Origin of the sequence: Terriglobus tenax, from assembly GCF_025685395.1 — a bacterium.
Taxonomy (GTDB): Bacteria; Acidobacteriota; Terriglobia; order Terriglobales; family Acidobacteriaceae; genus Terriglobus; species Terriglobus tenax.
In genome coordinates this window covers 832,732-848,269 of record NZ_JAGSYA010000003.1, presented here as the reverse complement: position 1 = coordinate 848,269, position 15,538 = coordinate 832,732, and the positions used below count along the sequence as shown (strand labels likewise).

The 15,538-nt window shown below is 60.3% G+C and carries 16 protein-coding genes; 12 read left to right on the top strand and 4 right to left on the bottom strand.

What is annotated here, in order from left to right; all coding sequences use genetic code 11:
• Positions 1–89 precede the first annotated feature (89 nt).
• Positions 90–338 carry a hypothetical protein gene (locus tag OHL13_RS03650; RefSeq protein ID WP_263408752.1) on the bottom strand — a complete coding sequence of 83 codons (249 nt, stop codon included), beginning with the start codon at positions 336–338 and terminating at the stop codon, positions 90–92.
• Between the two features lie 12 nt (positions 339–350).
• The gene (locus tag OHL13_RS03645; protein WP_263408751.1) at positions 351–2,126 is read right to left on the bottom strand and encodes a sodium:solute symporter family protein; all 1,776 of its coding nucleotides are present in this window, start codon (positions 2,124–2,126) and stop codon (positions 351–353) included.
• Positions 2,127–2,398: 272 nt separating this feature from the next.
• Here OHL13_RS03645 and OHL13_RS03640 point away from each other — a divergent pair, with 272 nt between their 5' ends.
• The 5 genes from OHL13_RS03640 to OHL13_RS03620 all read left to right on the top strand — a co-directional run bounded on the left by OHL13_RS03640 (position 2,399) and on the right by OHL13_RS03620 (position 6,555).
• Entirely contained in the window at positions 2,399–2,794 is a 396-nt protein-coding gene (locus OHL13_RS03640) for a response regulator (protein WP_263408750.1), read from the top strand.
• A gap of 77 nt (positions 2,795–2,871) precedes the next feature.
• The gene (locus OHL13_RS03635) at positions 2,872–4,923 is read left to right on the top strand and encodes a heme lyase CcmF/NrfE family subunit (protein WP_263408749.1); all 2,052 of its coding nucleotides are present in this window, start codon (positions 2,872–2,874) and stop codon (positions 4,921–4,923) included.
• Positions 4,923–5,465, top strand: a complete 543-nt coding sequence (locus OHL13_RS03630; protein WP_263408748.1) for a cytochrome c-type biogenesis protein — start codon at positions 4,923–4,925, stop codon at positions 5,463–5,465. Before OHL13_RS03635 ends, OHL13_RS03630 begins: the two co-directional genes overlap by 1 nt.
• Positions 5,466–5,732, top strand: coding sequence for a hypothetical protein (locus tag OHL13_RS03625; protein WP_263408747.1), 267 nt, complete (start codon positions 5,466–5,468; stop codon positions 5,730–5,732). It abuts the gene before it with no gap.
• 73 nt (positions 5,733–5,805) lie between these two features.
• Positions 5,806–6,555: a carbohydrate-binding family 9-like protein gene (locus OHL13_RS03620; protein WP_263408746.1), complete on the top strand. Its 750-nt coding sequence runs from the start codon at positions 5,806–5,808 to the stop codon at positions 6,553–6,555.
• A gap of 7 nt (positions 6,556–6,562) precedes the next feature.
• On the opposite strand, the gene OHL13_RS03615 is transcribed toward OHL13_RS03620, so the two are convergent.
• Positions 6,563–6,949 carry a VOC family protein gene (locus OHL13_RS03615; RefSeq protein ID WP_263408745.1) on the bottom strand — a complete coding sequence of 129 codons (387 nt, stop codon included), beginning with the start codon at positions 6,947–6,949 and terminating at the stop codon, positions 6,563–6,565.
• A 43-nt stretch (positions 6,950–6,992) separates the two neighbouring features.
• On the opposite strand from OHL13_RS03615, the gene OHL13_RS03610 reads away from it, so the two are divergent.
• From OHL13_RS03610 to OHL13_RS03600, 3 genes are all read left to right on the top strand, one after another.
• The gene (locus OHL13_RS03610) at positions 6,993–7,352 is read left to right on the top strand and encodes a VOC family protein (RefSeq protein ID WP_263408744.1); all 360 of its coding nucleotides are present in this window, start codon (positions 6,993–6,995) and stop codon (positions 7,350–7,352) included.
• Between the two features lie 60 nt (positions 7,353–7,412).
• Positions 7,413–9,683 (top strand): penicillin acylase family protein, encoded by a 2,271-nt coding sequence (locus tag OHL13_RS03605; RefSeq protein WP_263408743.1) that lies wholly within the window; start codon positions 7,413–7,415, stop codon positions 9,681–9,683.
• Positions 9,684–9,757: 74 nt separating this feature from the next.
• Positions 9,758–11,011, top strand: a complete 1,254-nt coding sequence (locus tag OHL13_RS03600) for a carboxypeptidase-like regulatory domain-containing protein (protein WP_263408742.1) — start codon at positions 9,758–9,760, stop codon at positions 11,009–11,011.
• 63 nt (positions 11,012–11,074) lie between these two features.
• Here the strand turns inward: OHL13_RS03600 and OHL13_RS03595 are convergent, their stop codons facing one another.
• Positions 11,075–12,094, bottom strand: coding sequence for a metallophosphoesterase (locus OHL13_RS03595; RefSeq protein ID WP_263408741.1), 1,020 nt, complete (start codon positions 12,092–12,094; stop codon positions 11,075–11,077).
• A 97-nt stretch (positions 12,095–12,191) separates the two neighbouring features.
• Between OHL13_RS03595 and OHL13_RS03590 the strand changes: the two genes are divergently transcribed.
• The 4 genes from OHL13_RS03590 (at position 12,192) to OHL13_RS03575 (ending at position 15,469) form a co-directional block, all read left to right on the top strand.
• Positions 12,192–13,046 carry a zinc metalloprotease HtpX gene (locus tag OHL13_RS03590; protein WP_263408740.1) on the top strand — a complete coding sequence of 285 codons (855 nt, stop codon included), beginning with the start codon at positions 12,192–12,194 and terminating at the stop codon, positions 13,044–13,046.
• Between the two features lie 9 nt (positions 13,047–13,055).
• Positions 13,056–13,568, top strand: a complete 513-nt coding sequence (locus tag OHL13_RS03585) for a DUF4149 domain-containing protein (RefSeq protein ID WP_263408739.1) — start codon at positions 13,056–13,058, stop codon at positions 13,566–13,568.
• Positions 13,569–13,656: 88 nt separating this feature from the next.
• Positions 13,657–14,382: a ZIP family metal transporter gene (locus tag OHL13_RS03580; RefSeq protein ID WP_263408738.1), complete on the top strand. Its 726-nt coding sequence runs from the start codon at positions 13,657–13,659 to the stop codon at positions 14,380–14,382.
• 106 nt (positions 14,383–14,488) lie between these two features.
• On the top strand, positions 14,489–15,469 hold the full coding sequence (locus OHL13_RS03575; protein ID WP_263408737.1) for a hypothetical protein: 981 nt from the start codon (positions 14,489–14,491) through the stop codon (positions 15,467–15,469).
• Positions 15,470–15,538 lie beyond the last annotated feature (69 nt).

The window sequence follows — 15,538 nt, the reverse complement described above, 5'->3', positions numbered from 1 at the left end:
CAAGTTATGAAAGCGCAGCCCTGGCGGAGGAAACATCATTCTCCCGTGCGCATCCTTATGACCTGCAACGATTAATTTGCAAATACCTTCTACCGCGGATATCCAGGCCGCTCCCACGGGCGCGGATTTACCGGGTCGTTCTTCCAGCTCTGACGCTTGCCGAAGTACAGCATCACTGCGCCGAAGACGAACATGACCAGCCCCCACTGCAGGTTCAGGTTGTCACCCAGCGACTTCTGGTAGATGGCCGAACCGCGCGTGAAGAAGCCGTAGACGGTCATCAGGCCGCCGGTCACCAGGAACATCAAGCCAAGCGGAAAGCGAATATCAAGTCCCATGAGCGCGTCTCCTTATGCAAACACCAGGTTGAGGATGACCAGAATGGCCAGCACGGCGATGGCCAGCGTGCCGGGTTTCTGCCACCAGGAAAGATGCTCTTCAATCGGCTTGGGTGTCAGCGAGTAAACCAGGCCTACCAGTTCGGTCTCCGGCCGTGGTTTGGTCACCAGGCTGACGGCAACGGTCACGACCAGGTTCACTGAGAAGGCGAAGATAGCCGTCCAGAAGTTCTGCGCCATGTCGCTGGGATAGGTGTGCACCAGCGTGATCCATGCTCCGTGCAGTCCGGGAACAGCGTCCTGCGGCAGAGTAAGCCCATGGTGCAGCAGGGCTGCACCGGTGCCCAGGATCAGGCCGCTGAAGGCTCCGTGGCCGGTAGTGCGCTTCCAGAACATGCCCAGCAGGAAGGTGGCAAACAGCGGAGCATTCACGAAGCTGAAGACCAGCTGCAGGGCGTCCATGATGTTGTTAAAGCTGGTGGCCGCATAAGCCGCGCCGATCGACAGGATGATGCCGCCCACCGTCGCCAGTCTCCCCATCATCAGGTAATGGGCATCTGTCCCGTTTTTCTTGATGTAGCTCTGGTAGATGTCATAGGTCCAGACGGTATTGAAGGCCGTCACATTGCCCGCCATGCCGGACATGAAGCTGGCCAGCAGCGCCGTGAGTCCCAGGCCGAGAATGCCCGAGGGAAAGTAGTGCAGCAGAAGCGCGGGAATCGCCAGGTCGTAGTTGTAGACCGGCTTGCCCGCGTCGTCCACCATGGGAGCTCCGCTGACCGGGTTCACCTTCTGCGGAATAATGCCAAGGGTTGAGCCCGAGGCGCTGGTTCCCGCCATGTGGGTAGCCGCCGCGTTCTGCACCGCAGGAACGCTGACAGCGATCAGGCCCGGCAGGATGACCAGGAACGGGAAGAACATCTTGGGAATGGAGGCGATCAGCGGCACGCGGCGGGCGCTCTCTTCCGAGTTGGCTGCCATGGCACGCTGTACCACCAGGAAGTCCGTGCACCAGTAGCCGAAGCTCAGCACGAAGCCCAGGCCCATGACCAGGCCGAACCACTCCACGCCAAGTGGATTGGTGTTGGCATGCGTCATGCCCTGCCATGAGTGTGTCATCGGTCCGGGAAGGTTTTTCTGGATCCCCGCCCAGCCGCCGACGTTCTTCAGCCCTACCCAGACCAGCGGCGCGAAGCCGGCCACAATCAGGAAGAACTGCAGTACCTCGTTATAGATAGCCGAGGTCAACCCGCCCAGGAAGATGTACGCCAGGACGATGACCGCACTCAGCAGCACCGAGACATGGAAGATATACGGGTCCGGAATGATGCCCTTGAACAGGCCCAGCGTCTGGATCAGCAACGCCATGGCGTACATGGAAATGCCGGAGCTGAAGACCGTCATGATGGCAAAGCTGAAGGCGTTGACGGCGCGCGTCTTCTCATCGAAGCGCATCCGCAGATACTCCGGCACCGACCGGGCCTTGGAGCCGTAATAAAACGGCATCATAAAGATGCCGACAAAAACCATGGCCGGGACGGCGCCAATCCAGTAAAAGTGGCTGGTGGCGATGCCGTACTTGGCGCCGGAGGCGCCCATGCCGATGACTTCCTGTGCGCCTAAATTGGCGGAAATAAAGGCCAGGCCGCAGATCCAGGCCGGAATGGACCGGCCGGCAAGGAAAAAATCGTTACTGGTGCGCATGTAGCGCTTCAGCGTTACGCCGATGCCCAGCACGAAAACGAAATAGACCAGCATGATCAGCCAGTCAATGAAGGTCAGGTTCACGTCCGCAGTCCTGTCCTGACGATTTGGAGCCGCATCGTCATCGCGCTCATTCTACCCGTTTGGGAACACCCTACGGATTGCTTTCCCTGGCAGCGGCAACCTTCGGGCGGGGGGAACGCATCTACCCCGTTAATCAGGAGAGTTCGGCTGTCGTCACGCGTCCACTGGAAGCGCTCGCCGGTCAGGCTAACATGTAGCTTGGGAGCCCATGCCATTCGGGAACCATTTCTGAAAGACCTGTCATTCTTGAGCTTTTCCTGCCGAACAAACCTATGCAGCCTACGGTTCTATTGCTGGACGATAATGCGGTACAGGCGGCCACACGCCAGACGATCCTGAAGCGGGCCGGCTATTTTGTCATTCCCGTTCTGAATCCTCAGCGCGCTCTGGAGCAGTTCCTGGCCAACGAATTCCCTTCCCCCATTGACCTGGTCATCACTGACCACATCATGCCCGGCATGACAGGCGCCCAGTTTGTCCGGGAACTCCGCACTTTTTCCCCCGAACTGCCGGTTCTGGTCATCAGCGGGATGGAGGAAGCGGAAGAGGAATATGCGGGACTGAATATCAGTTTCCGCCTGAAGCCCCTTCTACCGGATAACCTTCTGGCCAGCGTCCACCAGCTGATCCATGGAGCCGACGCCCAGGAAAACCGGGACATCGCCTGAGAGAAGTCGTCCGCTAACCGCGCAGGTCCATTGCCCGCCATGCCTATAGCCTGAGAAAATGAGCGGTGGAGCCCCTCATGCCGCATCCTATGCCCACCTTCGGCAGCTTTTCCCTGCTGCTGGCTCTCGTGCTCGCCATGTATTCCCTGCTCATCGGCGCAGCTTCGCTGTGGCAGATGGCAACCGGCCGCTCAGGCCGCATCGCCCCGGAACGCCTCTCTGAGACCGCCCGCCGCGCCGGCATCATGAGCTTTGCCGCCGTCTCCTGCGCTGCATTTTGCCTGGTGTGGGCAGCCTTTACCAACGACTATTCCGTCGCCTACATCCTGCACCACACCAACCGCGACCTGAACCCGGCCTACAAGTTCTCCGCACTCTGGTCCGGCCAGGAGGGTTCGCTGCTGCTTTGGAGCTGGCTGCTGGCCGGTTACGGTTTCGTGCTGCGCCTGCGCCACAAGGTCGATGTCCGCCTTTCGGCCCATGCCTCCGCCATTCTGGCCGGTGTACAGGTTTTCTTCCTGCTTCTGCTGGTCTTCGCCGCGCCCCCGTTTTCCATCCAGCCCGGCGTGATTCCGCAGGACGGTTTCGGCCTCAATCCCCTGCTGCAGTACCCGGAGATGGTCATCCATCCGCCGATGCTGTACCTGGGCTATGTGGGCTTCACCGTTCCATTCGCCTTCGCACTGGGCGCGCTGATCATGCGCTATCCCGGTGAAAAGTGGATCCACATTACCCGTCGCTGGACCATGGTCACCTGGCTGTTTCTGACCTGCGGCATCTTCCTGGGCGCTCACTGGGCATACTCGGTCCTGGGCTGGGGCGGCTACTGGGGCTGGGACCCCGTGGAAAATGCCAGCCTGATGCCCTGGCTGACCGGCACCGCCTTTCTGCACTCCGTCATGATGCAGGAGAAGCGCGGCATGATGAAAAGCTGGAACGTCTGGCTTATCTTCTCCACCTTCATGCTCACCGTGCTGGGCACTCTTCTGACCCGCTCGGGCATCGTCAGCTCGGTCCACGCCTTCGCGCAGTCCAGCATTGGAAGCTGGTTCTATGGCTTCCTGATCGTCGTCTTCTGCGTCTGCCTGTTTGTCTTCTTCCGCCAGAAAGATCACCTGAAGACCGAGAACAAGCTGGAATCGATCGTCAGCCGTGAATCGAGCTTCCTGTTCAATAACCTCATCCTGCTGGTCGCCTGCTTCACCGTTCTGTGGGGCACGCTGTTTCCGGTTCTGAGCGAGTATGTCCAGGGCTCCAAAGCCACGGTCGGAGCTCCGTTCTACAACCGCGTCGCCCTGCCCATCGGCCTGTTCCTGCTATTCCTTACGGGAGTGGGACCGCTGCTGGCCTGGCGTTCCACGACCCTGCGCACCATCCGCCGCAACTTCATTCTGCCCGGCATCGCCACGGTGGCTACCGCCGCCGGCCTGATGCTGGCGCACATCCGCCCCTGGGAAGACCAGTCGCAGCTCTATTCGCTGATGGCCTTCTCGCTGGGCGCCGGCGTCACGACGGCCATTCTTTCCGAGTTCCTTCGTGGAGCCAATGTCGTACGCGTGCAGACCGGCAAGAACCTGTTCAGCGCGTCGCTGCAGCTCATCCAGCGCAACACGCGCCGCTATGGCGGCTACATCGTCCACTTCGGCGTCGTGGTCATCATCATCGGCATTGCCGGTGGAGCCTTCAACCAATCCACCGAGCAGGAAGTGGGCTTTGGAGACAAGATCGGCATTGGGCCGTACGAGCTGCGCTGCCAGTCCTACACCCAGGACTCGAACGCGAACTACGACACGGAGTACGCACTGCTGGATGTCTTCAAGCGCGGCAAGTACGTCACCCAGCTCTCGCCGGAGCACCGTTTCTATGCCGCCAGCCAGACCAACTCCACCATCGTGGCCAACCGGTCGACGCTGCAGCATGACCTGTATGTGATCTATGAAGGCAAGAACCCGGAGACGGGCCGGCCCATCATCAAGGTCTTCCTGAACCCGCTGATCGCCTGGATCTGGATCGGCGTGGCCATCATCATCTTCGGCACCTTTGTCGCCCTGGCTCCGGCCATCAAGCCGGCCCTGGCCACCTCCCGCGTACCGGCTCGCGAAGCGATCGCAGTAGGGAGCGGAGACTAATGCGCATTCTGTCACAGATCCGGGTACCCCATGTCTCGTCTTTGAGACGTGGGTTGAGTCATCGCTATTTCCAGCTTGGCGTTGTCCTCTTCGGCATGATTCTTCTGATGGCCGCCGACGACACTGGAACACGCTTCAACAAGATCGGCCACGGCATGATGTGCGTCTGCGGCTGCGGGCAGATTCTGCTGGAGTGCAACCACGTCGGCTGTCCGGACTCCGACCGCATGATCGGCGAGTTGCGCACGCGGCTTGCCAGCGGTGACGGGGATACGCCCATCTACAACTGGTTCGCGTCAAAGTATGGCCCCACCGTACTGGCCGCGCCCATCCGCGGCGGCTTCGACACCGTGGCCTGGGTCATGCCGGTCGTGGTCTTCCTGCTGGCCACCGTTGGCACGGCGCTGATCGTCCGCGCCTGGGTGCGCCGCCGCAACAACACGCTCACGACCGCGGAAGGAATCGTAGTGGAGCTGCCCGCCGGGGAGCAGGCAAAACAGGACGCGGTGCGCGAGCGCATCCGCCGGGAGACGGAGTACTAAATGGGTCTTGTCGCTGCCGCCATTCTGACCATCGCCTCACTGGCCTATATCTTCTGGCCATCGGAGAACTCCTTCTCGCAGCGCGCCAAGTCGCGCCTGGACTACCTGCGCGAACGGAAGGACGCCATCTACGAAAACCTGCGCGACCTGAACTTCGAGTACAAGGCTGGCAAGTATCCCGAGGAGGACTACGCCACCCAGCGAGGCCTTCTGGAGAACGAAGCGGCCAACATCATGGCCGAGATGGATACGCTGGAACGCGCCTGACCTGCTGCGATGGAAGTAGGTAGTTTGACCGAGGCCACACACAACAGGGATGCCCTATGATGACTCCAATCTCATGGGCATCCCTTCGTTTTGCGCACGCACCCTCTCCGCCGGTTCCCTTGCTCTCGCGCTTCCCTTGGCCGCCGCACAAGCCCCGCAACACTATGACTGCAGACGCGCCGCGAAACCGCTGATCATCGACGGCAAGCTGGATGACCGTGCATGGAAGTCCGCACCCTGGACCACGGACTTTGTCGATATCGAAGGCGATGCCAAACCGAAGCCGCGCTTCCGCACGCGCATGAAGATGCTGTGGGACGATACCTATCTCTACCTTGGCGCGGAGCTGGACGAGCCCGATATCAAGGCAAAGCTTACCGAGCACGACTCCGTCATCTTCCATGACAACGACTTCGAGCTCTTCCTGAAGCCGACCACCGGCCAGCCGGGCTACTTTGAGTTTGAGATCAACGCATTGAACACCTCGTGGGATCTCTACCTGAACAAGCCCTACCGCGAGGGCGGAAAAGCCGACAACTCCTGGGATATCCCCGGCCTGAAGACGGCCGTTGCGCTGAACGGCACCCTGAACAAGAGCGACGACACCGACAAGGGGTGGACCGTCGAGATCGCCATTCCCTGGACGGCCTTCGGCTCACGGCTCCCCGTGGAACGCCCGAAGCCGGGCACCGAGTGGCGCGTCAACTTCAGCCGTGTGGAGTGGAAGGCCGGCCAGCCGAAGGAAGACAACTGGGTGTGGTCGCAGCAGGGCGCCGTGAACATGCACATCCCGGAGATGTGGGGCTACCTGCGCTTCCGCTAGCAGGCGCTCAATGCTTTCTGATCTCCTGCCCAAAAACCAGTACATGGCCATCCGGCAGTGTGATCATGTATTCCCTTTGTCCGTAGGCCTGGTCGACCGGACCGTGCGTCCGCATGTTGGGCCATGCACTCAGCCTGGGCGCAAGCTCCGCCACGACGGCAGCTACGTCTTCGCAATCGACGTAGCTGCTCCATTCGCCGGGCCGCAGAACCTGCGCTTTTTCATCAGGGTCCACGCGCAGGACGCGGAAGGCCATCTTCTCCCGCCAGAAGTAGGCATAGCTGGGCAGATGTTCGCCCCAGCACTCACACCCCAGCAGGTCGATGAAGAAACGCTTTGCCTCGTCCATGTCCGTGACATAAAGAAACGGAGTGATGCGGAAAAAATTCGGCACAATAGCCTCCAGCGTTAGCATGGTTTGCACGCGCGGAGGCAGTATGGCACAAACCATCGTCCCCATGATCCACGTTCCGGATGTGCAGGCCACGGCGGAGTGGTACATCTCCACCCTGGGTTTCACGCTGACCGGCGAACATATCGACTGCGGCCAGATGCTGTGGGCGCGGCTCCGTTACGGCAACGGAGAGTTCATGCTGAACATCAACGGCCGCTCCAGCGATGCGCACCGCCGAGAGGTGGACCTGTACATCTTTACCCCGGGGCTGGAGGCGCTTTACCAGCGACTGCTCGGTGAGGTGGAGATTATAGAAGCACCGCACGACACGGAGTACGGCATGCGCGAGTTCATCCTGCGCGACTGCAACCGCTTCTGGATCACCTTCGGCCAGCCCCTTTAGGGGCGTCACGGTGTTACATTCCTGTTAAGCCACACAATCGAATACCAGGAGTCCCCTGCCGTGAGTCTGCGCCGCATTGCTTTGCTGGTCGTGTCTTCGCTCCTCTCCTCACCTCTGCTGGCCGCCGGCCATGAGGCGCCGGCCCCGCCGAAGTACACCCCTCAAAAAGGGACTGAGATTCTGTGGGACAAGTGGGGCGTTCCCCACATCTATGCGAAGTCCACGCCGGATATGTTCTATGCCTATGGATGGGCACAGACCGCTGCCCACGGCAACCTGCTGCTGACCGTCTACGGCAACTCACGAGGCCGTGCCAGCGAGTACTGGGGAGCCAAAGGCACGCCGGTGGATGCGGCCGAAAACAACATTGCCAACGACACATGGGTCTGGACCAACTCCATTCCACAACGTGGCGAAGAATGGCTGGCAGCGCAGACACGGGAGTTCCGCAAGTACCTGGACGCCTTTGCCGCCGGCATCAACGCGTATGCCGCAGCCCATGCTGACAAACTGAGCGAAGAAGCAAAGCGCGTATTGCCCGTCACGACACTCGACGTCATCACGCACGAAGAAAAGTTCGTCAACTTCACCTTCGTGGCCAGCCCCCGGCTTGCACAGCCACGCGGTGGAGCAGCCGCCACGGAAGCCGCCCTTGATCCGCGCATGGCGCCGTTCACCTATAACCCGGACGCTCCGAACCTGGACATGGAAGATGGTTCCAACGGATGGGCCATCGCTCCCTCGCATTCGGCCAGCGGCAAAGCCATGCTGTTGATGAATCCGCACCTTGCCTGGGCCGGCCAGCAGACCTACTTCCAGGTGCACCTGACAGCTCCGGGGATCGACCTTTCCGGAGCAACGCAGATCGGCCTGCCCGTGCTGCGCTTCAGCTTCTCGCCCTACAACGCCATTACCAACACGGTGAACACCAACGACAGCACCGACCTGTTCAAGATCGTTCCCAAGGACGATGGCTACCTGTACGACGGCAAGGTGCTGCCCTTCAAGACCGAGACCCACACCTTCAAGATCCGTCAGGCCGACGGGAGCTTCAAGGATCAGGAACTCACCATCAAGTCCACGGTGCACGGTCCCATCATCCGTACGGATAACGGATCGCCCATCGCCATCCGCGTCGCCGGCCTGGACAAGCCTTACATGCTGGACCAGTACTGGCACATGGACACGGCGCATACCTTCGCCGAGTACGAGACGCAGCTGAAGCGCCTGCAACTGCCCATGTACAACGTCATCTATGCCGACCGCGACGGGCACATCATGTACTTCTTCGCCTCGAACCTGCCCAAGCGCAGCGAAGGCAACTTCTCCTTCTGGAGCGGTACGGTTCCTGGCGACCAGTCCAAGTATCTATGGACGGAAGTTCTGCCCTACGAGAAGCTGCCGAAGGTGATTGACCCGCCATCGGGCTACGTGCAGAACTCCAACGAGCCACCGTGGGACGCAGCCTGGCCCACGATGATCAACCCGGCGGATTATCCCGCCTATGTTGCTCCGTCGTGGCCGCACTTCCGCTCCGATCGAGCCCTGCGCATGCTGAGCGAAGACAAGAAGATCAGCTTCGACATGCTGTTGAGCAAGAAGCTCTCCACCCACATGGAGCTGGCCGACCGCATGCTGCCGGAACTGCTGGAGGCCGTGAATCAGTACGGCACAGACAAGGCAAAGAAGGCCGCTGAACTGCTGAAGAGCTGGGACCGCAATGCCGAGGCCAACAGCAAAGCCGCGCTGCTCTTCTACGTCTGGGCACAGAAGTTCACCAATACGGCTCTTACCGTCTCTACCGCGGCCGGCTCGAAGAACTTCGCGGTGCCGTACAAAATGGACGAGCCGCTGACGACGCCACGCGGCCTGAAGGATCCGAAGTACGCCGCGCAGCTTCTGGACGAGGCCGTGGACGAGACCACCAAGACCTATGGCGCAGTGGATCGCCCGTGGGGCGAGGTAATGCGCTTCCAGATCAACGGCCAGTCCGACGGCAACACCGCGGCCGAGCGCGGTGCTCCGATTGACGGGGTCGACCTGCCCGGCAACGGCGGCTATGGCAACCTGGGCATCTTCCGCGTGATAACCTTCGGCCCCATGAAAGACGGCGTGAAAACACCGGTGCATGGCGACACCATCGTCATGGCCGTGGAGTTCACCAGCAAACCGCACGCCAAGGTCTTCGTCAGCTACGGCAACTGTTCGCAGCCCGGATGCAAGCACCATACGGACCAGCTTCCGCTGATGCGCGACAAGCAGTGGCGCGACCTTTGGCTTAGCCGGAAGGACATTGAAGCCAACCTGGAAGTCCGCGACACGCTCAAATAGCTGTTTCCGCAAACAACCGGGGCGGGAATGTACGAATACCGTGCATCCCGCCCAGTCCGTTTTATCCTTAGAACGTGACTTCCACTAATTTCCTGCGCCTCAGCGCCTCCCTGCTTCTCGCCGTCCCTGTCTTCGCCGTCGCCCAGGGAACCATTACCGGCACCGTCATCAACAAGACCACCGGCAAGCCCGCGGCCGGCGATGAGATCACGCTGATCCGCCTGCAGCAGGGCATGCAGGAGTCCACCAAGACCAAGACTGACGCCAAGGGCAACTTCACCCTGCAGGTACCGGACCCCGGCATCCACCTGGTACGCGCCACCCACGACAAGACCCCATACTTCCGCCCGGCGCCTCCGGGAACCGAGTCCGTGGAGCTGGAGGTCTACGACGCCGCTCCCAAGGTGAGCGGCATTACGTGGGAGGCCGACGTGATGCGTCTGCAGACCGATGAGAGCGGCAAGCGCCTGCGCGTGGTCGAGAACTTCTTCGTCAAGAACGAGTCGAGCCCGGCCAAGACGCAGTTCTCTGACCGCCCTTTCGACTTCTGGCTGCCCACGGACGCCACCATCTCCGGCTCGGCCGCGCTTGGCCCTGGCGGAATGCCGGTGCAGTCCTCTCCCATGCCGCTGGAGGAGAAGGGGCACTACGCCTTCGTCTTCCCCATCCGTCCCGGTGAGACGCGCTTCCAGGTCTCCTACGAGGTGCCGTACAACGGTTCCGTTACCCTGAGCCCGCGTCCGACGATGAAGACCGGCACCATCGCTCTGATGATGCCGAAGTCTTTCGAGTTTGAAGCCACAGGCGCGCCCTACAACCAGGTGGAAGAATTGAACGCACAGACTTATGTGGCCCGCGACATCGCGCCGGGCGCAAAGCTGGGCTTCACCGTCTCCGGCACCGGCCAGCTCCCGCGCGACACAGCCCAGACCGGCGCGGACGGCCAGCCCACCGCAGGCCCCGCTGCCGGCGGCGAACAGCCGGCCATGGGCGGCGGTTCCGCTGCCACCGACACCAAGCCCGGCGGCGGCCTGGGCACGCCGATCGACACCCCCGACCCGCTGACCAAGTACAAGTGGTGGATTCTGAGCGGCCTCGCGCTGCTGCTGGCCATCGCCGCGGGCTTCTTCCTGAGCGGCAAGCCCAACCAGACGCCGGTCGCGGCAGCGCCTGCTACGCCTTCGGCTCCGCCGTTGCTGCAGACCCTTAAGGACGAGCTTTTCGCCCTGGAAACCGACCGTGCGACAGGTAAGCTCTCCGAGGCCGACTACCTGGAGCAGAAGGCGGCTCTCGAAACCGTGCTGAAACGCGCTCTGAACCGCTCTTAAGCATCCTCCATGCAACGCAAAAGGGCTGCCCACAGGCAGCCCTTTTGCGTTTCCCTGATGTGCCTATCCCAGCACAGTCATCTTGCCCTCGGGCGTCTTCTCAATGGCGTGCAGCAGGCGTCCGTCGCCATCCAGATGTTGCAGCGTCAGCTTCTTCTTCGTGACCGACAACCGGCTGAAGCCGTGCACCTTCTGCGCATACGGTCCACGGTCCGACTGGTTGACCTTCAGGTCGTACAGGTCCGCTCCGCCGCCACCTGACAGGAAGTGGGTCGTCGGATGCCCCTCGAACTCCAGGTGCTGCAGGTCATGATCATGTCCGGCGAAGTAGGCATGGACGCCGTACTGCTTGAACAACGGGTCCCAGTCGCGGATCAGCATCGCGTGATCGCCATGCGGTCCATCGGAGTAGACCGGGTGATGCGCAATCACGATGGTGAAGGGCGTGGTGCGCTTCTTCTTCAGCTCATTTTCCAGCCATGACAACTGCTCCACGCGTTCGGCTTCGGTCAGCGTAAAGTTGCGGTTGCGTGAGCCATCCTTGTTCGGCGCAATAGGATGCGGCATGTTGCTGTCCAGGGCGATGAAGGTGATCAGCGGATTCTTCTTCGGGAACTCGAAGCTGTACCACTTGGCGGGCATCGTCCAGCGGCTATGGCCCTTCTTCGCATAGGCAAGCTCGGCGTCGACCTTGCTCTCCGGGAAGTACTGGTAGTCGTGGTTGCCCAGCAGCGCATAGGCGGTGCAGTCGAAAACGCTCCTGGGATACATCTCCTCAAAGCCAGTGCGCCAGCGGTCCGAGTCCACGCCGCCTTCCAGCGCTTCATACCAGTTGTCGCCCAGCATCAGCAGAGCCTGCGGCTTCAGCTTTTCCTTCAGCGTGTAATCCGCCATTCCCTTGGCTACGACCTTCTGCGCGGCAGGGTCCAGATATCCCCAATCGCCGAGCATCAGAAGTTCGGCGGCATCGTGGTCGATCTTCGGCGTGGCGGCTAGACCATTGCGGGAGGCCCACAGCGCAGCCGCACTGAAGGCAAAGCTCTGCCGCAGAAAGCGGCGGCGATTCAGGTTCTGGGTATCCATAGCCCGCCTTTATATCACTCCCGGATGAACGCGCGATGACTCCAGCATCCCGGCAAAGGCTGTTACGTCTAATATCCAGAAGGAAAGACTGATCCGTATGAATACTTTGAAGACTGCCGCCCTGCTCACCTCCCTGACCCTGTTGATGATGTTTGTCGGCGAGTACTTCGGCGGACAGAACGGAATGGTGCTGGCCTTTGCGCTGGCCGCCGTCATGAACTTTGTCAGCTACTTCTATTCGGACAAGATTGCGCTGGCCATGAACCGCGCCCAGCCCACCACGCGCGAGCAGCTTCCGCGCGTCTACTCGCTGGTGGAGCAACTGACCTACAAGCAGGGGCTGCCGATGCCGAAGATCTACCTGCTGCCCACGCCGTCGGCCAACGCCTTTGCCACCGGTCGCAACCCGAAACATGCGTCGGTGGCCGTGACGGCCGGCATCCTGGACCTTCTGGACGACGAGGAGCTGGAAGGCGTTCTGGCACACGAGTTGGGCCACGTCCGCAACCGCGACATCCTGACCAGCTCCATCGCCGCCACGCTGGCCGGAGCGATCACCATGCTGGCCCACATGGGCCGCTTCGCCATGATGTTTGGGGGCTATGGCGGACGCGACGACCGTGACCGCAACGGCGGCGGCATCGGAGCGCTGTTCATGCTGATTCTCGCGCCCATTGCCGCCATGCTTATCCAGCTGGCGGTCTCGCGTTCCCGTGAGTATGCCGCGGATGCCTCTGCCGCGCAGATGACCGGGGACCCGCATGCCCTGGCCCGCGCTCTGCAGAAGATTGATGCCTCCGCCCGCCGTCTGCCGATGGACGCCTCGCCCTCCACGGCGCACCTGTTCATCTCCGCTCCCCGGCTGCGCGCCAGCGACCTGGCGGGGCTGTTCAGCACGCATCCGCCCATGGAAAAGCGGATTCAGCGCCTGATTGGCCGCGAAAGTCTCTAAACTATTTGCATGGTTGCGTTTCTGCGCTCGCTGCGTCTGCTCTCGCTTATCGCCTGGATGGGCGGCATCGTCTTCTTTGGCGCCATCGCCGCCCCGGCCATCTTTTCGCCGCAGGTCCTGGAACTGACGCACGGCAGCACGCACATCCCCGGCATCATTGTGGGTTTGAGCCTGACGCGCCTGCACTGGGTGGGTCTGGGTTGCGGCATCGTCCTGATCCTGACGACTGTCCTGCTCTACCAGCGCAGCGGCCGCAACCGGATGCAGATGTATGCCATCGTGGCGCTCACCGCCCTGATGCTGTGCCTGACCCTGTACATTGGCTTCCACGTCATGCCGCTGATGGAGCATGACCGTGAACTGGTAGGGGGCGACTTCACCAACCTGCCGCTCACCAATCCCGAGCGCGCCGACTTTGACCGCAAGCACGAACTTTCCACCCGGCTGGAGCAGATTGTTCTGCTCTGCGCCCTTGGCGTTACCCTTGCCGTAGCCACCGAGGACCTGCCAAAAGCCGTTTAGACTGAACCCTTTCCGCACCGTTCTCCATCCAATGAGAGACTATGGAGCGGAAAGAATTTAAGGAAACGGCCCAGAACGTACTCGCCTGATGTCTCCTCTCGCCCTCAGTATTGCCCTTGGAACCCTTGCCGGTCTCGCCGACTTTCTCGGCGGCCTTCTGCTGGTGCGCCGGTCGCCCACCACGCGTTCGCTGCGCTATTTTGTCGCGCTCGGCTCCGGCTTCATGCTGGCCGCCGCTGTCCTGGAGATGCTGCCGGAAAGCCTGGTGCTGGCCCCCAAGTGGGCTCCATTGCTTGTGCTGGTCGGCTACTGCGGTGTTCACCTGATTGAGCACACCATTACGCCGCACTTCCACTTCGGCGAAGAGACCCATCACCACGAGTTCATTGCGCGCTACAAGTCCTACTCCGTGCTGATGGGACTGGCCGTACACACGCTGTTCGACGGCGTGGCCATCGCCTCCGGCTTCATCATCTCGCACTGGCTCGGATACATCGTCTTCCTGGCGGTCTTCCTGCACAAGCTGCCGGAAGGCTTCACGGTCGCCTCCGTCATGCTGGCCAGCGGACAGTCCCGCAAAACCGCACTGAACTCCGCGTTGCTGCTGGGTCTGGCGACGCTTGCCGGCGTCCTGCTGATCAACATCTTCCCCTCGTGGGTGCATATCGGCCTGCCGGTCTCAGCCGGTGTCACCATCTACGTTGCCGCCACCGACCTGGTGCCGGAGGTCAACCGCGAGCCCGGCATCCGTATGGCCCTGGTCTTTTTTGCCGGGGTAGCCGTCTTCTTCCTGCTGCGGACCCTGGCTAGTTGAAAACAGGTTCTGCGCATTAGTATTAGCCCAAACCAGTTGCTAGACTGAGGGTATACAGCCTAAATTGTGTTTTAGATAGATATCCCTAAAAGACTCTGCGATAACTGTGTCTATTTCCCCCGATTTCGTGCGTTCGTTAGATGAACTCGCTCGCATGGATATGGAATCTTGGCGGGATCTCTTTTCAACCTTTGTTTTCTGGTCCACATTCGCTGTAGTAATCGGTTGTGCAATAGAAGTGCCTGAGTTGGTGGCCGAACACTGGCCAAAAGTGTTTCCAGAAAACTGGATTAGTCGCACCAAGTTGTTATCCAGCTTTGGGTTGTTATTGGTTATTCTAGGCGTTGCTGGAGAATTGGCTTTTGAGCATTGGGTATCCCGATACGAAGCGCTGCTCCAAACACTTAATAGCGTCCTTCTCCGAGAAGCCGAGCTTGAGGCTGGAATTGCAAGAAGCTCTGCTCTAGAAGCGTCTAGTGCTGCATCTAGCGCAAATGATTCTGCCAAAAACGCTTCCGCACTCGCTAATACTGCACGCAAAGAAGCAGACAGCTTCGAGAAAGACATTCTTGCTGCAAAACTTGCCGCAACACAAGCTGAATCTCAAGTTGAAGAAGCCAAGATACGAGCGGCTACTGCTGAAAAGAATCTTCTCGAATTCAAAGAAAAAATTCGAGGTCGCTACATTAGCGAAGAACAGCGAAAGAAGTTTCTTGATTTGGTCAGAGGAAAGGCCCGGCGGGAAAGGATAAACATCCGTTGCCTGATGGGGGATTCGGAATCGCTATCGTTTGCGGATGATCTTCGAAAGCTATTGCAAGATGCGGGATGGACAGTCCCTGAAGTTGTGCAAATTAAAACGCTTCCCGATCCAGGTGTATTGCTCACAGTCGTTTCCGTAGTTCCTATTATTGACAATCACGACGGCACCATATTGCTTCCTGAAACGTCAGCGGTCACCTATGGCGGCATCGTTTTTGATGCATTGAAGAATATAAATATCAGAGTCACGGCGAGATTTGACTCGGCCTCGAAACAGCTCGACCAAGGCGACAGCGTAGGTATCTTTGTAGGCTCGAAACCATGATGCAGGGTGTGCAGACATTCATTATTTGCCAATTTGAGGAGACACGATTTTTCTCGGTTGATTGACCTC